Annotated in this window: 20 protein-coding genes; 10 read left to right on the forward strand and 10 right to left on the reverse strand. The window is 69.9% G+C overall.

Features of this window, described 5'->3' with window-relative positions; all coding sequences use genetic code 11:
- Positions 1-34: 34 nt before the first annotated feature.
- Positions 35-1,252, forward strand: a complete 1,218-nt coding sequence (locus tag AC4PMY_RS06490; RefSeq protein WP_491622257.1) for a GNAT family N-acetyltransferase — start codon at positions 35-37, stop codon at positions 1,250-1,252.
- A gap of 16 nt (positions 1,253-1,268) precedes the next feature.
- Here AC4PMY_RS06490 and AC4PMY_RS06495 read toward each other — a convergent pair whose 3' ends face one another.
- Positions 1,269-1,847 carry a TetR/AcrR family transcriptional regulator gene (locus AC4PMY_RS06495; protein ID WP_175484409.1) on the reverse strand — a complete coding sequence of 193 codons (579 nt, stop codon included), beginning with the start codon at positions 1,845-1,847 and terminating at the stop codon, positions 1,269-1,271.
- A gap of 46 nt (positions 1,848-1,893) precedes the next feature.
- Here AC4PMY_RS06495 and AC4PMY_RS06500 point away from each other — a divergent pair, with 46 nt between their 5' ends.
- Together AC4PMY_RS06500 and AC4PMY_RS06505 are read left to right on the forward strand one after the other, a co-directional pair.
- On the forward strand, positions 1,894-3,090 hold the full coding sequence (locus AC4PMY_RS06500) for a DUF418 domain-containing protein (RefSeq protein WP_491622258.1): 1,197 nt from the start codon (positions 1,894-1,896) through the stop codon (positions 3,088-3,090).
- Positions 3,091-3,094: 4 nt separating this feature from the next.
- Entirely contained in the window at positions 3,095-4,492 is a 1,398-nt protein-coding gene (locus AC4PMY_RS06505) for an alpha/beta fold hydrolase (RefSeq protein ID WP_491622259.1), read from the forward strand.
- Between the two features lie 34 nt (positions 4,493-4,526).
- Here AC4PMY_RS06505 and AC4PMY_RS06510 read toward each other — a convergent pair whose 3' ends face one another.
- From AC4PMY_RS06510 to AC4PMY_RS06520, 3 genes are read right to left on the reverse strand one after another with little or no spacing between them, the layout of a single operon-like run.
- Positions 4,527-5,168: an ABC-2 transporter permease gene (locus tag AC4PMY_RS06510; RefSeq protein WP_491622260.1), complete on the reverse strand. Its 642-nt coding sequence runs from the start codon at positions 5,166-5,168 to the stop codon at positions 4,527-4,529.
- Positions 5,165-6,016: an ABC transporter ATP-binding protein gene (locus AC4PMY_RS06515; protein ID WP_071261779.1), complete on the reverse strand. Its 852-nt coding sequence runs from the start codon at positions 6,014-6,016 to the stop codon at positions 5,165-5,167. Before AC4PMY_RS06515 ends, AC4PMY_RS06510 begins: the two co-directional genes overlap by 4 nt.
- Entirely contained in the window at positions 6,009-6,386 is a 378-nt protein-coding gene (locus AC4PMY_RS06520) for a GntR family transcriptional regulator (RefSeq protein ID WP_064297095.1), read from the reverse strand. Before AC4PMY_RS06520 ends, AC4PMY_RS06515 begins: the two co-directional genes overlap by 8 nt.
- Positions 6,387-6,494: 108 nt before the next feature.
- On the opposite strand from AC4PMY_RS06520, the gene AC4PMY_RS06525 reads away from it, so the two are divergent.
- The gene (locus AC4PMY_RS06525) at positions 6,495-7,100 is read left to right on the forward strand and encodes a class I SAM-dependent methyltransferase (RefSeq protein WP_491622261.1); all 606 of its coding nucleotides are present in this window, start codon (positions 6,495-6,497) and stop codon (positions 7,098-7,100) included.
- 57 nt (positions 7,101-7,157) lie between these two features.
- Here AC4PMY_RS06525 and AC4PMY_RS06530 read toward each other — a convergent pair whose 3' ends face one another.
- On the reverse strand, positions 7,158-8,141 hold the full coding sequence (locus tag AC4PMY_RS06530; RefSeq protein ID WP_491622262.1) for an alpha/beta fold hydrolase: 984 nt from the start codon (positions 8,139-8,141) through the stop codon (positions 7,158-7,160).
- Positions 8,142-8,270: 129 nt separating this feature from the next.
- Here AC4PMY_RS06530 and AC4PMY_RS06535 point away from each other — a divergent pair, with 129 nt between their 5' ends.
- Together AC4PMY_RS06535 and AC4PMY_RS06540 are read left to right on the forward strand one after the other, a co-directional pair.
- Positions 8,271-9,479 (forward strand): FAD-dependent monooxygenase, encoded by a 1,209-nt coding sequence (locus tag AC4PMY_RS06535; protein ID WP_491622263.1) that lies wholly within the window; start codon positions 8,271-8,273, stop codon positions 9,477-9,479.
- Positions 9,476-10,228, forward strand: coding sequence for a YqjF family protein (locus AC4PMY_RS06540; RefSeq protein ID WP_491622264.1), 753 nt, complete (start codon positions 9,476-9,478; stop codon positions 10,226-10,228). Before AC4PMY_RS06535 ends, AC4PMY_RS06540 begins: the two co-directional genes overlap by 4 nt.
- 7 nt (positions 10,229-10,235) lie before the next feature.
- On the opposite strand, the gene AC4PMY_RS06545 is transcribed toward AC4PMY_RS06540, so the two are convergent.
- The 3 genes from AC4PMY_RS06545 to AC4PMY_RS06555 form a co-directional block, all read right to left on the reverse strand.
- Positions 10,236-10,721: an SRPBCC family protein gene (locus AC4PMY_RS06545; RefSeq protein ID WP_491622265.1), complete on the reverse strand. Its 486-nt coding sequence runs from the start codon at positions 10,719-10,721 to the stop codon at positions 10,236-10,238.
- Positions 10,722-10,795: 74 nt separating this feature from the next.
- Positions 10,796-11,494, reverse strand: coding sequence for a Pr6Pr family membrane protein (locus tag AC4PMY_RS06550; RefSeq protein ID WP_071261773.1), 699 nt, complete (start codon positions 11,492-11,494; stop codon positions 10,796-10,798).
- A 59-nt stretch (positions 11,495-11,553) separates the two neighbouring features.
- Entirely contained in the window at positions 11,554-12,027 is a 474-nt protein-coding gene (locus tag AC4PMY_RS06555) for a DUF2000 domain-containing protein (protein ID WP_491622266.1), read from the reverse strand.
- Positions 12,028-12,133: 106 nt separating this feature from the next.
- Between AC4PMY_RS06555 and AC4PMY_RS06560 the strand changes: the two genes are divergently transcribed.
- Entirely contained in the window at positions 12,134-12,598 is a 465-nt protein-coding gene (locus tag AC4PMY_RS06560) for an Lrp/AsnC family transcriptional regulator (protein WP_121291375.1), read from the forward strand.
- A gap of 4 nt (positions 12,599-12,602) precedes the next feature.
- On the opposite strand, the gene AC4PMY_RS06565 is transcribed toward AC4PMY_RS06560, so the two are convergent.
- Positions 12,603-13,235 carry an alpha/beta hydrolase gene (locus tag AC4PMY_RS06565; RefSeq protein WP_491622267.1) on the reverse strand — a complete coding sequence of 211 codons (633 nt, stop codon included), beginning with the start codon at positions 13,233-13,235 and terminating at the stop codon, positions 12,603-12,605.
- The gene (locus AC4PMY_RS06570) at positions 13,232-14,146 is read right to left on the reverse strand and encodes a VOC family protein (protein ID WP_491622268.1); all 915 of its coding nucleotides are present in this window, start codon (positions 14,144-14,146) and stop codon (positions 13,232-13,234) included. Before AC4PMY_RS06570 ends, AC4PMY_RS06565 begins: the two co-directional genes overlap by 4 nt.
- A gap of 167 nt (positions 14,147-14,313) precedes the next feature.
- Between AC4PMY_RS06570 and AC4PMY_RS06575 the strand changes: the two genes are divergently transcribed.
- From AC4PMY_RS06575 to AC4PMY_RS06585, 3 genes are read left to right on the forward strand one after another with little or no spacing between them, the layout of a single operon-like run.
- Positions 14,314-14,769 carry a phage holin family protein gene (locus tag AC4PMY_RS06575; RefSeq protein WP_071261765.1) on the forward strand — a complete coding sequence of 152 codons (456 nt, stop codon included), beginning with the start codon at positions 14,314-14,316 and terminating at the stop codon, positions 14,767-14,769.
- Positions 14,766-15,008, forward strand: a complete 243-nt coding sequence (locus AC4PMY_RS06580; RefSeq protein WP_064297084.1) for a DUF3618 domain-containing protein — start codon at positions 14,766-14,768, stop codon at positions 15,006-15,008. Before AC4PMY_RS06575 ends, AC4PMY_RS06580 begins: the two co-directional genes overlap by 4 nt.
- Positions 15,001-16,080 (forward strand): YihY/virulence factor BrkB family protein, encoded by a 1,080-nt coding sequence (locus tag AC4PMY_RS06585; RefSeq protein WP_491622269.1) that lies wholly within the window; start codon positions 15,001-15,003, stop codon positions 16,078-16,080. The genes AC4PMY_RS06580 and AC4PMY_RS06585 overlap by 8 nt, the downstream gene beginning before the upstream one ends.
- The last annotated feature ends 93 nt before the right edge of the window (positions 16,081-16,173 follow it).

The following is a 16,173-nucleotide window of genomic DNA, read 5'->3' on the forward strand; positions in this document are numbered from 1 at the left end:
GTCGATCATCCGCGCACTTCCCTATGCTGGCTGGATGATGAGCCCGGTCGGCTACACCACCTTCACCGGATCCGCACCCGACGGCGTGTGGGGCGAGGTGACGCAGTTGTTCGTCGCGGCGTTCACCGCCGAGCCGTACAACGAGGACGCGATCGACCTCGCGACCATCCGGCAGTGGGGCCCGGAGCATCTCGGGCACCGCGGCGGGCGCCTCGTGATCGCCACGGTCGACCGCCGGATCGTGGGCTTCGCGCTCGCCCACGGCCTCGACGCCGACCCCGCCTGGCTCGGCATCCTCGCGCAACTGGCCGACTCCAGCAGCACGGCTTCGACTGCGCTCGCGCGACCGGCGGACGCCCTCGTCGTCCACGAGCTCGCCGTCTCGGAGGAACAGCGCGGACGCGGGATCGCCCGCGGCTGCCTGGCTGAAGTCTTGCAGGAGCGCACCGAGTCGACGACCTTCATCGGCGTCTACGAGCGCGCGACCAACGCCGCGTCGATGTACCACCGCTGGGGGCTCAGCGAACTCGGTCGCGTACCGATGCCTGGCGACGCGATCGCCCTCCGCGTCCTGTCCGCACCCACGACCGAGCTGGTTTCGCGCCTGCGGTCCGCCGACCCGGCGTCGGCACGGATGACCCGGCGGACGCTCTGGCTCAGCTCCTGGGAGTGGGATTGTTGCGGCGGACCGTTGGAAACCGGCCAACGGGCGACCTTCTCCGTCTGGTCCGTCGACGACGGCCAGCGGACCTGGCTGACCGAGGAGATCGGGGCGGATCTGACGGCGCGGATCGACGGTGTCGAGATGCACCACGAAGAGGACGCCGCACCGGAGCGGCTGACGGGCAGGCTGGCGAAGCTGTCGAGGGTGTCGATACCCTCGCGCCGCGTCCACACCGAGCGACCACCGTTGCCGCTTGGAGCGCTGCCCGCGACGAGGCGCCTCATTGGGCCACCAGGCAGCGGCGTGTACATCGGCGTAGCGGTCTCCGACTACGTCACCCACCATGAGACCGTCCCCGGCCCGCCCGTCGTCGAGGAGACACCGCGGATCCCGCTCACGCGCGGGATCGATCACCCCGACGCCCAAGCAGCGGCAGAAGCAGCGGCGGCCGCGGCACGCGCAGCGGCGCAGACGGCGGAAGCTGCCGCTCGAGCGGCGCAGACGACCGGCCCGCCACCACCCGGCGAGGTCGAACCCCGACTGGTCGGCTACCTCGTCGAACTCGAACCCGAACCCGACGTCGACTGAACTGAAACCTCGCGACTCAGCCCGCTCGGCGCAGGCCCCGGAGCGTCGCGGCGATGAGCCGTTCCGCCCGCTCCGGGGTCATCCGGTCCGACTGCTCCGCCGCTCGCGCGACCGCGATGCCGTCGAGCACCGCGAGCAGGAGTGCCGCATCGTCCGCAGCCAAGCTGTCGTCAGGGAACGCTGCGACGAGCAGCCGCAGGAGGACCTCCTCGGTGCGGGCCCAGTCGACGGCGTGGATCGCTCGCACCTCGGTCTCCGTGCTCGCCCGCGCGGCGAAGGCGACCCAGACGATCCCATCGGTCAGGTCGTCGCCCTCGATGCAGGCGATCTCACGACAGAAGATCCGAAGTCGCTCCTCCTCGGACGCCACGGCCTCGAGCCGCGCCGCCACGCGCCGACGGAACCGCTCGTTGACCTCGGTCATCGCCGCGACGACCAGTCGGTCCTTCGTCGGGAAGTGATGCTGGACCGCGCCGACGGAGACCCCGGCTTCGCCAGCGACCGTGCGGATGGTCAGGGCGTCGGCTCCGCGCGACGCCATGATGCGCAGCAGTGCATCGAGGATCCGATCCCTGTTCGTGTCCTGCTCGGTCATCGCCTCCGCTTTCGCCATCGCCCACTCGACAGGGTACGGTCATCTCATGACCAATACGAGCGTATTGCCACCGTCGCGTCCAAGCAACCGACGGATCGCCGCACTCGACGTCGTCCGCGGACTCGCCATCCTCGGCACGCTCGGCACCAACATCTGGCTGTTCTCGCACCCTTGGGGCATGGTCGGCATGCTCTCGGCCCCGGTGACGCCGGAGACCGGCCCCGCGGCGGGCACGATCCAGCTCGCCCTCATGGCACTCACGCAGGGCAAGTTCCTCGCTCTGCTGACCCTGATGTTCGGCGCCGGACTCGCGATCCAACACGCCGCGGCACGCCGACGCGAGCAGCGCTGGCCGGGCCGGTACCTGTGGCGCGCCACCCTGCTCCTCATCGACGGTGCCGTGAACTACGTCCTCATCGCGGAGTTCGACGTCCTCATGGGCTACGCGGTCACGGGCGCCATCGTCGCCTGGCTCCTGCTCACGAGGCCCCGCGCGCAGCGCGCCATGATCGCCGTCTTCGGGGCGCTGCACGTGCTCCTCATCACCGCGATCGTCGCGTTCATCGCCACGACGCCGACGATGTCGGGCGACCTCCCGCTCCCCGCCGGACCGAGCCCGTACGCCACTGACTCGTTCCTCGGCCTGGCGGCCTTTCGACTCGAGAACGTGGGGGTCTTCCGCGCGGAGCCCGTGCTGATCGGGTTCCTCACGCTCGCGATGTTCCTCGCCGGCGCACACCTCTTCCAAGCCGGCGTCTTCGGGGAGACCGGCGGTCGACTCCGACGCCGCCTGATGATCGTCGGTGCCTGCGCGCTGCCGGTCGACCTCGCCCTCGGTGTCTGGGGCGGCACCGCAGGACTCCTCGCGGAACGCTACCTGGCCGCGCCCCTCGTGGCGCTCGGCATCCTCGGCGCCACCGTCGAGCTCTGTCGTCGCTTCGGTACCGAGGGCTGGATCGCCGTACGCCTGCGCGAACTCGGGAAGGTCGCGCTCAGCGCCTACCTCCTGCAGAACCTCCTCGGCGGCGCACTCTTCTACGGCTGGGGATTGGGCCTCGCCGAACACACGACCGCCTGGCGCGTCCCGGTCACCGTGGCTGCGTTCGTCGTCATCGCCGCGCTCGTGACCGGCTTCGCCCACCTCTGGCTTCGACGGTTCGCGCTCGGCCCCGTCGAATGGCTCTGGAAACGCGGCGCGGAGCTCGGGACGAAGCAGCCGGAGGGCCGACCCTCGCTACGGTGAGACCATGACCACCGTGCACCTGATCGGCCAGTTGATCTGCGCGACACCGACCGACGTGGCGATCGTCGAGACCCTTCTACCGGAGCATGTCGCGCTCACCCGCGCCGAACCGGGGTGTGTGTCGTTCGAGGTGACGCCGACGGACGACCCGCTCGTCTGGGATGTCGCCGAGGTCTTCGAAGATGACGAGTCGTTCGCAGCACACCAGGCCCGCGTCGCGTCCAGCGAGTGGGGGCGTGCGACCGCGGGCATCGAACGCCGCTACCAGGTGACCCGGTCGCCAGCAGGCCAGGCCGTCTTGGACGTCGGCGACGACGACCTCGCGGACCTCCGCCGCAGACTCCACGACATGCGCTGGCCTGACCGGTGGCCGACCGCCGGTTGGGAGGCCGGCACCGACCAGGACGAGCTGCGGCGGCTCGTCACCTACTGGGCGGACGACTTCGACTGGGCGGCACAGCAGTCGACGATCAACGCCCTGCCGTGGCATCGGGCCGAGATCGGCGGAACCGCCGTCAGCTATCTCCGGTTCGACGCCGAGACCCCGGGCGGCATCCCCGTCGTCCTCACGAACGGATGGCCGAGCACCGCCCTCGAACTGGTCGGACTCGCCAGGCGCCTCGCAACACCGTCCCGGTACGGCGGAGACCCGGCGAGCGCCGTCACCGTCATCGTGCCCGCACTGCCCGGACTGCCGTTCTCACCGCAGCGGCCGACCTTCGGCGACCAGACGCATGAACTGTGGCACACGCTCGTGCATGATCACCTCGGCTTCGCCCGGTACGCCGCGCACGGAGGCGATCTCGGGGCGGGGATCACCTCTCGGCTTGCGCAGGCGCATCCCGAGGCGGTCGCCGGCATCCACCTCCTCGCGGTCGCTGCACCGCGCGAGGTCGACGCTGAGACGCTCACCGAGGAGGAGCGGGCGCATCTCGCCCGGGTCGAGGCCTGGGACGCCGAGGAGGGTGCGTATGAGCATCAGCACCACACCCGTCCGCTCACGCTCGCTCCCGCGCTGTCCGACTCCCCCGTCGGCCTGCTCTCATGGATCCTCGAGAAGCATCGGGCCTGGAGCGATTGCGGCGGCGACGTCTCGTCCCGGTTCAGCGACGAGTACCTCGCGACGCTCGCCTCCGTCTACTGGTTCACGAACGCGATCGGCACGTCGCTCCGCCCGTACTACGAGTCCGCGACCGGGATCACGACGCGTGTCGACCGGGTCGAGGTGCCGACCGCGGTCGCGCTCTTCCCGCACGACCTGGCGAGCCCGCCGCGCAGCTGGGCCGAGCGGAGCTACGACGTGCGACGGTTCACGACGATGCCCCGAGGCGGCCATTTCGCGCCGCACGAGGAGCCCGAGCTCCTCGCGGACGACATCCGGGCGTTCCTGACGACGCTGTGACGCCGGGAACGCTCGGGACGGATGCTGCGACTGCTCAGAGTTCGCGCTTGCGGTACAGCGGCACGGCGACGAGGACGCCGACGACGATCCCGGTGGCGCCGAGCGCGAGTCCGAGGCCGACTGCGAGCGGGAGCGGAACACCGGTGGCGGCCTCTTGCGCGCCGTCCAGCACGCCGATCGCCTGCGCGAGCCAGGCGAGGCCTGCGATCGCCAGCGCAGGGGCGTAGCTGATCAGTCGGCCGCGCGTGTATCCGATCCGGAACAGGACGGGCAACTGGATGCTGGCCGACAGCCCGACGAAGGCGACCGCGACGGCCTGGATCACGAGCAGGAGGCCCCAGTCGAGTGAGGCGCCGCGCACGCCGGCCATGAGCAGGGTCACGGCGAAGGCGATCGCCGAGGCGAGCAGGGCGAAGACGACGATGGAGCCGGCCCGTCCCACCACGACGGTGGACCGCGAGACGGGGAGGATGCCGTAGAGCGTGTCGAGGCGTCCGCGCTCGTCGCCGAGGAACGGCGCGGCGATCATGAGCGAGGTGACGATCGCCGCGCCCATGATCGCCATGCCGGGCACGGGGAGCAGGATCCCGACGACGGCGACGAAGCCGAGCAGGAGGAGCGTCTGCCGCCGGGGCAGCCAGGAGGTCAGGTCGAAGCGGATGAATGAGCCGATCATGCGGAAGCCTTCCCGTGTGCTGCTGCCAGGTGGATGACGATGTCGTCGACGCTCGCCGCATCGATCACGGTCTCCGGTCCGAAGTCCGCCATCTGCGTCGTCCGGATGAGTGCGGACCACTGCTCCCCGCGCCGCTCGAGTCCGAGCACCTCCCCGGTCGGCGGGGCTCCCGCGCCACGCACCATCGCGAACTCGTCGACGGTGTCGGCGAACCGTCCGTCGTAGGCGACCCGGCCGTTCACGAGCACGAGCAGGTCGTCGGCGAGCTCGTCGAGATCCGTCGTGATGTGCGTCGAGAAGAGCACCGCGTGCTCGGGGTCGACCATGAACTCGCGGATCAGGTCCCCGATCTCGCGGCGGGAAGCCGGGTCGAGGCCGCTGGACGGCTCGTCGAGGATGAGGAGTTCCGGCTGCTGCGCGAGCGCGGTCGACAGCGACAGCTTGACGCCCTGCCCACGGGACAGCTCGCTGACCCGCTGCTCGCGGGGCACCCCGAGGCGGTCGAGCAGCCCCTCGAAGCGTTGCTGATCCCACGCCGGGTAGAACGGGCTGAGCCGTCGGCCGATCGATGCGACCCGCCACTCCGGAGCCGCGGTCGGCTGGTCGAGGACGACGCCGATGCGTGCGAGCGCACTCGGGGAACCGGCCGGCCGCCCCAGCACCTCGATGTCGCCGGCGTCGGGGGTCAGCAGGCCCAGTAGGGCACGGATGGTGGTCGTCTTGCCGGCCCCGTTGGGTCCGACGAGGCCGGTCACGGTGCCGCGTTCGACCGCGAAGGAGACGTCGTCGACGGCGAATGATCGCCGCTGGACGCGCAGTCCCTCGATGCGAAGGATGTTGTCAGTCATCGGTACTCCACCTCTGTTCGAGTCGTGTCTGGATGTCGGTCCTGCTGAGGCGCGCATGCCGAGCCGCGATGACGAGCTCGCTGATGACCTCGTCGACCCGCGACTGCAGGAGGGTGCTCGCCGTCTCGGGGTCGACGTCGAGGACGACGAACCCGCGTCCGTGCTCACTCCGCACCAAGCCCTCGGCGACGAGATCGTTGTAGGCCCGGGTGACGGTGATGACGCTCACCCGGAGATCCGCCGCGAACTGCCGCAGGGACGGGAGCGTCTGCCCGACGGGGATCTCCCCGGCGAGGATCGACGCACGCAACTGGGTCTCGATCTGTTCGTAGATCGGTGTTCCCGAACTGTTCGAGATCACGACGCCCATGGCACCTCCATCTGTTTATAAACACCATAACAGTTGAGGTGTGAAACCGCGAGGCCCGCCCCTCCATCCCGACGGCGAAGCGTGCCGCGTGCTCGCTACGGTGGAGCCATGAGCACCGTCCGAGACGCCTACGCCCGACGGTCCACCGAGTACGCGAAGCTGCTGGGCACGATGGCCTCGGTGCATCCGTCGGACCGGCAACTCGTGACCTCCTGGGCCGACCGGGTCGCCGGTCCCGCGCTGGACGCCGGCTGTGGCCCGGGACAGTGGACGGCTTACCTCGCCTCGCGCGGCCTCGACATCCGCGGCATCGACCTGGTCCCCGAGTTCATCGCGCATGCCCGCGTCGAGCACCCGGAGACCCGGTTCGACCTCGGCAGCCTCGACACCCTCGACGCTGAGACCGGCTCGGTGGGCGGCGTCCTCGCCTGGTACTCGCTGATCCACCACCGTCCCGACACGATTGAGACACCGCTCGCGGAATTCGCTCGCGTGCTCCGGCCGGGAGGTGGACTCCTCATCGGCTGCTTCGAGGGGCCATCGGTCGAAGCGTTCGACCATGCCGTGGCGACGGCCTATCGCTGGCCGATCGCGGAGCTGGCCGAGCGCGTGCGCCGAGCGGGCTTCGAGGTCATCGAGACGCACACCAGGACGAGCCTCGATCAACGACCGCACGGAGCGATCCTGGCCAGGCGAGCCGACCCGGTGAGGTGAGGCGGTTCGTCACCCGGCCCGCGGCTGAGCGACGAACCGCCGCATCTCAGCGAGCGCTCAGTCGTGGTCGATGGAGGCGACCGCGTCGGCCACCTGCGACTTCCCCTCGGCCACACGGTCGTCGTCGTCGGTGACGATTCCGATCGTCTCCTCGATGCGCCCCTGCACAGCCTGGATGACCGCCTTCGGCTGCGGTGCCTCCGGCTCGGAGTCGTCGCTCCCGTCCGAGTCCTCGGGGTAGACCCGGAGCCGGTCGTCGTCACCGTCCGCCACCGTGCGTCTGGCGTGGTCGACGCAGAGTTTGGCGACCTCCTCCGCGTGCGCGTACATGACGGAGTGCGCTGCGCCTGGGATCTCCCAGAGGCGCGAGGAGGGCAGGAGTTCTCCGACCCGCTCCACCCACTCGCGCGGTGCGACGGCATCGTACTCGCCGCGGAGCACGAGCGTGTGCGCCTGCACCTTCGGCAGGGCCTCCTCGATCGGATACCTGAGCATCTGGGGCAGAACCCGAGAGAACCACTTGAAGCCGCAGAAGACGTAGGCGCTGACGGCGAGCACCTTCACCGTGAGCGGTTCGTGCCAGCTCGACTGCAGGAAGCGGACGGCCTGGGTGAGCACCCGGCGCTGACCGGGCACGACGACCGGGCCGATGAGGACGAGGGTGGACAGCTCAGGACGACGGGAGACGAGGTCACTGACCACCTGGCTGCCCATCGAGTGGCCGACGATGATCGGGTCCTTGAGATCGAGCTCGTCGATCACCCGGCCGACGAGGTCCGCGTACTCGCGGATCGTGAGCGTCGACGAGGGGTGCGGCACGCCGCCGAAGCCGGGGAGGTCGAGCGCGTGCACGGGGCCGAACTCGTTGAGGTGCGGCGCCAGGCGTTCGAAGTAGGTGGAGGAGACACCGATGCCCGGGATGAGGATGAAGGAGCGGTCGCCGCTGGATCCCACGGAGTTGACCCGGACGTAGACGTCGCCGTCGTACACGCGATCGACCCGCACACTCCGCCTGCGACGCTTGCGTTCGATCCTCGACATGCCCCCAGCGTACAAGCGGGTGACGCCTGCACCGCCGGAGCTGTCAACCATGCGGGATTCGGATCGGCGATTGCGATGATGGAGGCAACCGGAGCGGCAGCCCCACGCTCCTCGAGAGGTGGCACCACCATGACCGTTCCCCGCGTCCTGATCTCCGGAGCCAGCATCGCCGGCCCCGGCCTGGCCTTCTGGCTGAACCGCTACGGCTGGGAGACGACGGTGATCGAGCGCGCGCCGGCGTTCCGCGACGGCGGCCAGAACATCGACGTGCGCGGCGCCGCTCGCGAGGTCCTGCGACGCACTGGCCTCGAGGACGCGGCACGCGAGGCGACCACCGGCGAACGCGGCACACGCTTCGTCGGCGACGCCGGTGAGACGATCGCCGAATTCCCGGTGTCGGACTCCGAGACCGACGGCGCGACCGCCGAGGTCGAGATCCTGCGCGGTGACCTGGCCCGCATCTTCATCGATGCGACGGACGGCACCACCACCTACCGCTACGGCGACCACATCACGGCCCTCGACGACGACGGCGAACGGGTCCTCGTGTCCTTCGCGCATGGAGCGGACGAGGCGTTCGACCTCGTGATCGCGGCGGACGGCATCCGATCGTCGACCCGCGAGCTGGCCTTCCCCGGCGAGGCGGTGACCCGGTCCCTCGGGCTCGAGATGACGTATCTCACGATTCCGCGCGACGACGCCGACGTGCCGTGGTGGCAGTGGTACTCGGGCGTCGGCGGCCGCAGCGTCACGCTCCGACCCGACCGGCACGGCACCACTCGCGCGGTGTTGACGGAGGTCACGTCCGACCGCGGTGACGGCGTCGTCCCCGCGCGCCGCGACCTCGACGCGCAGCGACGGCACCTCCGGAAGCGCTTCGTCGGACTCCCCTGGCAGGCGAACCGGATCCTCGGGCACCTCGACGACAGCGACGACGTCTACTACGAGTCCATCGGCCAGGTCAGGACGCCCCGCTGGGCATCCGGACGGGTCGCGCTGCTCGGCGACGCGGCCTGGTGCGCGTCGCCCGTCAGCGGCATGGGGACGAGCCTGTCGATCGTCGGCGCCTACGTGCTGGCCGGAGAGCTGGCCGCGCACGTGCACCACCGGGACGCCTTCCGCGGGTACGAACGCATCATGCGCCCCTACGTCGAGCAGGCCCAGTCGCTGCCGCCGGGCACGCCGCAGCTCGCCAATCCGACCTCGAAGGCCGGCGTCGCCGCCTTCCGCACCGCACTCCGCGTGGCCGGGTCGAAGCCGGCGAAGCTCGTCGGTGCGCAGTTGTTCTCCCCGCCGGCCGACAAGATCGACCTGCCCGAGTACGAACACCTGGCATGACCGGCGAGCTCAGGCCGATCACCTCGGACGCACCGGCACTGTCCGGCCCGGTCGTCGCGGCGCAGGAATGGAGGGATCTGGCGTTCGTCCACTGGCGCGTCCCGGCGAACGCCGTCGCACCACTGCTCCCGCCCGGGGTGGTCCCCGACGTCTTCGACGGTTCCACCTGGGTCGGACTCATCGCCTTCCAGTTGGGCGACGCCCGCATCGGTCCGCTACCGCCGTCACCGGTCGGCGGATCCTTCACCGAGGTGAACGTCCGGCTGTACGGGGTCGACCCCCAGGGGCGTCGCGGCGTCGTGTTCCGGTCACTCGAGGCGTCGAGCCTGCCGGCGGTCCTCGCGGCTCGCGCGATGTTCGGTCTGCCCTACCGGTGGGCGCGGACCGCGCAACGGCCGACGGACGACGGCTGGGAGTACGCGTCGCGGCGGATCAGCAGGTCGCCGACGACACGAGGTCCCGGCTTCCAGCTCGGCGTCGACATCGACCGGACGACGACCGTCGACGACGAGCTGTCCCAGTTCCTGACGGCGCGGTGGGGGCTCTTCCAGAGCCGCTTCGGTCGGACGCAGTGGTTGCCGAACGAGCATGAACCCTGGGTCCTGCACCCGGCTCGCGTCACCTCGTTGCGCGACGAGCTCTGCGCGGCGGCGGGTCTCCCGGGTGTCGTCGAGCACGAGCCCGACTCGGTCCTCTTCAGCCCCGGCGTGACCGCCCGGTTCGGGATCGGCTCGTTCGTCGCCCGCTAGTGCCGGATCAGTCCGCTGCAGCGACCGCGGCGAGCACCACGGGGTCCTCGCAGCCGCGCGCGAAGCCTCGGATCCGGCGGTCGATGTCGCGCTGCAGGACGATCGCACCGATGCGCTCGGCGATCGGTGCCAGCCACCGCGGCTTGCAGGTGAAGTTGTAGCGCCAGACGGCGAGGGTGCGCTGGTCGTCGCCGTCCACCGGGCTGAAGCGCCAGCCGCCGGCGAGCCGTTCGAAGAACCATGAGCCCTTCGTCATCTTCATGCCGACGTTGGTCGGCGGGTGGTACGAGACGTATTCGCTGACCATCCGGAACCCGAACCGCTGGACCGTGAAGGTGCGGACGCCTTTGGCGGCCTCCTTCGCGCCGTCGAGGAAGTGCTGCCGCCGGATGAACGGGTCCCAGCGCATCCGGGTGTCGCCCGTGGTCTGGGAGATCGCGAACGCGACGTCGGGCGGGACGGGCACGGTGCAGCGGGATTCGACGACGGGCATGCCCCATCCTGACACGGCCCCGAAGTGAGGCAGATGGTCACCCGGAACGCTGCCGGGCGACCAGTTCCCGCACCTCAGCGGCGGAGCGTGGCGGGCAGCACCCGGTCGACGAGCTTGAGCAGCACGGCGAACACGATCGCGACGACGAGCACCATGAGCGCGTTCCGGACGGCACCGTCGAAGCCGAGCTGTGTCGCATCGAGGAAGGGGTAGGGGTACCAGCCGGTGATGCCGCCACGGATGAAGGTGAAGACCACCCAGGCGAGCGGCCAGAGGAACGCCCAGGCGACGGTGCTCCAGGTGAAGCGCGGACGCGGGCCGAACACGAGCCACGCGCCGAGCGTGAGCCACGGGGACAGGTAGTGGAACCCGATCGTGATGACGAGCGCCCACCCCGTGAGGTTCACCTGCGGCGCGAGGACCACCGCGTAGACGATGCCGGTGATGACGATGCTGAGCAGAGCGTCGAGCCGCGCCACCCGCCACAGCCGGCCGTCACGCAGGGGGTCGATCACCAGCAGGACGGACACGGTGAGCACGATGAGGTTGCTGAGGATGGTGAACGCGCTGAAGATGCGTGCGAACCGGGTCGCGAGGTCGACGGACATGTCCACACCACCCGAGCGGGCGTCGGCGCCGCCGGTGATGACGAGGACGATCTGGATGACAAGGGAGATCGCGATGATCACGGCGATCAGGAGGTAGACCACACGGCTGGCGGTGACGACGGCCGCGGACGGCGCGACCTGCGTGGGATGGACGGTGGTGCTCACCCGCCAACCCTAGCCAGCCCGCCGCACCCCATCTCCCTCAAGCCCCGACACGTGCGCTTTCAGGCCAACAGCGGCAGTCGCCCGACGATCCGGTCCACCCGGTTGCGCGGCCCGACCAGGGCGACGGCCAGCGGGTTGAGTGCATCCGACACGGTGTCCCCAACCACCTCGAGGTACTCGTCGTAGACCCGGGTGAGCTGGGCCGCCTCCGGCATGTCGACGACGAGCACGCCGTCCGTCCCCGCCGCCTTGGCCCGGATCGCCGCCAGTTGCGCAGCCGGAGCGGACAACACACTGCACCCCGCCCACGGCAGTCCGGGATGAGCCGAGCCGTCGGCGTCGACGGCGTCCGGTCCGAGGAGTCCCTGCACCCCGGCTCCGATCGCCGCCGCGACGCAGGCCGCCGCGTTCACGGCACGACCGGCCGGAAGATCCTGTTGCACGACGACGACCCACTTCAGCCGGGCGGACCGCGTGGGCGCCGCCGTGTCGATCTCCTCCGGCGCGAAGCCGACGAATTGTTCTTCCGTCATGTCTCTCCCTGATGTCGTACGCGAATCGATCCTCAGGCTATGTCGATCAGAAGAGAGCGCGGATCGCAGCCGTACATCGTTCGGTGCATCTGACAGAATCACCGCCATGGACGAACTTGATACGGCGATCCTGCGCGAACTCCAGCGCGACGCTCGGCGCACCAACCGCGACATCGCGGCCGCGGTCGGCGTCTCCCCAACCACCGCACTCGACCGGACACGCGGCCTGTACCGCCGCGGCGTCATCCGCGGCGCACGACTCGACGTCGATCTGCCGTCGCTCGGTCGCTCTGTCCAAGCGCTCATCGCGATCCGGATCCGGCCGCCGTCGCGCGTCAACATCGACGCGTTCCGCAGCTGGGCGATCACCCTTCCCGAGACCATCGGCGTCTTCGTCGTCTCCGGGAACGAGGACTTTCTGCTCCAGGTCGCCGTCACCGACAACGACGCGCTCTACGCCTTCGTCATCGACAAGCTCACGGAGCGCGAGGAGGTCGCGGACGTCCGGACGAGCGTCGTCTACGAGCACGTGCGACCGCAGGTGGTGATGCCTGCGGAACCCGAGACCTGAACGATCAGCCGGTGTGCGCCTCGAGGAACCCGCGGACGTCGTCGATCTCGGCTTGGTGGATCCCGTGGGCGAGCCCCGGATAGGTGCGCTCGGTGAGCGTCGTGTGCAGCGGCAACCAGGCGGCGGTCCGCGCGACGGCCGGTGCGGCGATGACGCGGTCCTCGAGACCCCGTCCCCAGAACACCGCGGGCTTCGTCGCCGCCAGCACCTCGTCGCCGGCCTGTGGTGCACTCAGGACGAAGCCGGCGAGGATCACCGGCGCCACGACCCGCTCGGGTCGGGTGCGCAGCAGCTGCGAGGCCATGAAGCCGCCCTGTGAGAAACCGATGGGCACGATGCGCGCCTCGGCCGACACGTGTTCGTCGATCCAGCCCCAGACGGCGTCCGTTGCGCGGGCGATCGGCTCCGGGTCCGGATTGCCCGGCGTCGTGATCTCGAACCAGGCCGCCCCGCCGTGTCCCATCTCGAGCGGCGCGCGCAGCGACACCCAGGGCATGCCGAGCGCGAGGGGCCCGACGAGGCCGGTGAGGTCGTGCTCGTTCGAGCCATAGCCGTGGAGGAGCACCGCGACAACCGGAGCGGACGACGCGACGTCGGCCCAGTCGGCGGAACGGACGTCGCGCAGTGCGGTGGTCATCGGGACAGCAGCTCCTCGGTCGACAGGTCGGGCAGGGCCACGGACACGCGGGTCCCCCACGGGTCGGAGACGGTCACGGAACGACCGTCCGCGTCGAAGGGGATCGTGCGGGCGCGCAGCCTCGCGGCCAGCGTATCGAGGTTCGCGAGGTCCGGGACGGTGATCGACACGTCGCCGAGGCCGAGGGCGGCCGCGCGGGGACCGGCGCCCTGGCTGTTCCAGACGTTCATCGCGATGTGGTGGTGGTACCCGCCGGCGGAGGCGAAGATCGCGCCGGGGTACTCGGTCTGCGTCGTCTCGAATCCGAGGGCGTCGACATAGAAGGCTCGGGCGGTCTGGAGGTCGCCGACCTGCAGGTGCACGTGCCCGACCGCGCCGGCCAACGACGGCCCGGCGCCGAGGGCGTCCTCCGTGAGGTGCCGCTGCAGGTAGGCGTTCGGGTCGAGGTAGGTGGTGGTCATGGCGATCTGGTCGCCCGAGCGCACCCAGCTGCTGCGCGGGCGGTCCGTGTACAGCTCCACGCCGTTCCCCTCCGGGTCGGTGAAGTAGAACGCCTCGCTCACGAAGTGGTCGCTCGACCCGACGAACTGTCCGCGGGGATCCTGCGCGGCCCGATAGACCGTCGCCGAGAGACTCGACTCGTCCTCGAACAGGAACGCCGTGTGGAACAGGCCGGCCTGCCGCCGGTCGACGGCCGGCAGGTCCGGCGTGTGCACGAGTCGCACGAGCGGGGTGTCGCCACGACCGAGCACCCGGTGCACCTCGCGGGCACGGCTGCGCTCCTCGAGCGGCTCCATCGCGAAGGCGTTGGCGTAGTAGCCGGACATGAGGTCGAGGTCGCCGACGCGGAGCGTGACCGCGCCCATCGACGTCTCCGGGGCGAGCAGACGCTCGTCGAGCACAGCGGACATTCGGTCTCCGATCGGGTGATGGGGTCGGTACAGGCTACCCCGTTTACTTGTAGATGTAACCAATTGCGAGTCGTCGTATTCCGCGATCAGCCGACACGCCTGTCAAGCCCTTGTCTCGCGCGCGCGAGGGGTGTGGGCTGGAGGACCACAACGAGAAGAGTGCTCACATGACCGATGCCAGCAGCGCGGCCGACCGCAGACGGAGTCGCCGCGGACTTCCTCCCATGAAGACCCTCCTCACCGACCTCCGCGAGGACGTCGTCCGCCTGGTCACCGGCGAGATCGCCCTGTTCAAGGCGGAGATGACGAAGAAGGCCAAGGACCTCGGGATCGGGGCGGGGATGCTCGTCGTCGCCCTGGTGCTCGTGCTCTTCGGCTTCGGGACGCTCATCGCGGCCGCCGTCCTCGGACTCGCCACCGTACTCCCCGCCTGGCTCGCCGCCCTCATCGTCGGCGTCGTCCTCATCCTCGTCGCCGGGATCCTGGCGCTCGTCGGCGTCAAGAAGCTCAAGGCCGGCGCGAAGCCCGTTCCCGAGCGCAGTGTCGAAGCCCTCACCGGCGACCACCTCGCAGAGCACCAGCAGCACGACTCGAAGCACGACACCAAGGAGGCCGCAGCATGAGCGACCAGGATCTCGCCCGCCCCACTCCCCCCGAGGGCGCCGGGCTGAACACCCTGCAGCTCGACGTCGAGCAGACGCGTGAGCACCTCGCACAGACGCTCGACCTCCTCTTCCAGAAGTTCGACGTCCGCACCGCCGTGGCCTACCACCTGCGCACCACCGCCATCGTCGTCGCCTCGGTGGCGGTCGTCGGCGCCGGCGTCCTGCTCTGGCGTGCGAACCGAGGGCACCGTGTCTGAGCCCACCAAGCAGCGCCAGGACCGCGTCGAGGCGAGCCAGCCCGACGATCCGAAGGACCGTCACGCGGATGACGCCGAGGAGACGATGCAGCCGCAGCGCGTCCCCGTGCCCTGGGGCTACGTCCTGAAGCGGACGCTGCACTCCTTCACCTCGAACCAGTGCACCGACCTCGCGGCAGGGCTCACCTACTTCGCGATCCTGTCGCTCTTCCCGGCCGTCCTCGCGCTCGTCTCGATCCTCGGCCTCTTCGGACAGAGCCGCAACGGCACCGACGCCCTGCTCGAGATCGTCGGCAACCTCGCACCGGGCGACAGCCTCGGCTTCCTGACCGACGCGGTGAACCAGTTCGTCGAGTCACCGGCGATCGGCTTCGCCCTCATCGCCGGTATCGCCGGCGCCGTGTGGTCGGCATCCGGCTACGTGGGCGGCTTCGGTCGCGCGCTCAACCGCATGTACGGGGTCGAGGAGGGACGCAAGATCTGGTCCCTGCGTCCGACGCAGCTCGGCGTGACCCTCGTCGTCCTCCTCGTCATCTCGGTGATCGCCCTCGCACTCATCGTGTCCGGCCCGGTCGCGCAGGCCATCGGACAGGCGGTCGGTCTCGGTGAGACGGGCCTCACGGTCTGGTCGATCGCGAAGTGGCCGGTCATGGCCGCAGCGCTCGTCTTCGTCATCGCCGTGCTGTACTCCGCGACGCCGAACATCAAGCCGGAGAAGTTCCGTTGGATCAGCATCGGGGCGCTCACCGCTCTCCTGATCCTGCTCATCGCCTCGGTCGGGTTCGGCTTCTACATCGCCAACTTCAGCAATTACGACGCCACCTACGGCTCGCTCGCCGGCATCATCATCTTCCTGCTGTGGATCTGGATCGCGAACCTCGCACTGCTGTTCGGCGCCCAGCTCGACATCGAGATCCAGCGGGGGCGTCAGCTGGCCTCTGGTGTCGCCGCGGAGCAGGAACTGCAGCTGCCGCTGCGCTCGGACGCCGCGATCAAGGCGCTCGCCGACCGCGACGCGAAGGACGCGCTCGAGGGCCGTCGGGTTCGGCGAGCTGCAGACCGCAAGGACTGACCCAAACAGCCCGCGAACTGTCAGAACAAGCTAGTCGAACGGCGTCGGACTAGCCGGAACTGACAGTTCGCGGGCTGCTGTGGGGTGGGACGG

This window comes from Plantibacter sp. MDV22-iso1, from assembly GCF_058408345.1.

Coding starts and splice junctions, on each gene's coding strand:
- AC4PMY_RS06575 (WP_071261765.1), top strand. CDS start 14,314: ATGACCGATGCCAGCAGCGCGGCCGACCGCAGACGGAGTCGCCGCGGA.
- AC4PMY_RS06545 (WP_491622265.1), bottom strand. CDS start 10,721: ATGCCCGTCGTCGAATCCCGCTGCACCGTGCCCGTCCCGCCCGACGTC.
- AC4PMY_RS06555 (WP_491622266.1), bottom strand. CDS start 12,027: ATGACGGAAGAACAATTCGTCGGCTTCGCGCCGGAGGAGATCGACACG.
- AC4PMY_RS06540 (WP_491622264.1), top strand. CDS start 9,476: ATGACCGGCGAGCTCAGGCCGATCACCTCGGACGCACCGGCACTGTCC.
- AC4PMY_RS06580 (WP_064297084.1), top strand. CDS start 14,766: ATGAGCGACCAGGATCTCGCCCGCCCCACTCCCCCCGAGGGCGCCGGG.
- AC4PMY_RS06560 (WP_121291375.1), top strand. CDS start 12,134: ATGGACGAACTTGATACGGCGATCCTGCGCGAACTCCAGCGCGACGCT.
- AC4PMY_RS06500 (WP_491622258.1), top strand. CDS start 1,894: ATGACCAATACGAGCGTATTGCCACCGTCGCGTCCAAGCAACCGACGG.
- AC4PMY_RS06495 (WP_175484409.1), bottom strand. CDS start 1,847: ATGACCGAGCAGGACACGAACAGGGATCGGATCCTCGATGCACTGCTG.
- AC4PMY_RS06570 (WP_491622268.1), bottom strand. CDS start 14,146: ATGTCCGCTGTGCTCGACGAGCGTCTGCTCGCCCCGGAGACGTCGATG.
- AC4PMY_RS06520 (WP_064297095.1), bottom strand. CDS start 6,386: ATGGGCGTCGTGATCTCGAACAGTTCGGGAACACCGATCTACGAACAG.
- AC4PMY_RS06525 (WP_491622261.1), top strand. CDS start 6,495: ATGAGCACCGTCCGAGACGCCTACGCCCGACGGTCCACCGAGTACGCG.
- AC4PMY_RS06505 (WP_491622259.1), top strand. CDS start 3,095: ATGACCACCGTGCACCTGATCGGCCAGTTGATCTGCGCGACACCGACC.
- AC4PMY_RS06565 (WP_491622267.1), bottom strand. CDS start 13,235: ATGACCACCGCACTGCGCGACGTCCGTTCCGCCGACTGGGCCGACGTC.
- AC4PMY_RS06530 (WP_491622262.1), bottom strand. CDS start 8,141: ATGTCGAGGATCGAACGCAAGCGTCGCAGGCGGAGTGTGCGGGTCGAT.
- AC4PMY_RS06535 (WP_491622263.1), top strand. CDS start 8,271: ATGACCGTTCCCCGCGTCCTGATCTCCGGAGCCAGCATCGCCGGCCCC.
- AC4PMY_RS06490 (WP_491622257.1), top strand. CDS start 35: ATGATGAGCCCGGTCGGCTACACCACCTTCACCGGATCCGCACCCGAC.
- AC4PMY_RS06515 (WP_071261779.1), bottom strand. CDS start 6,016: ATGACTGACAACATCCTTCGCATCGAGGGACTGCGCGTCCAGCGGCGA.
- AC4PMY_RS06510 (WP_491622260.1), bottom strand. CDS start 5,168: ATGATCGGCTCATTCATCCGCTTCGACCTGACCTCCTGGCTGCCCCGG.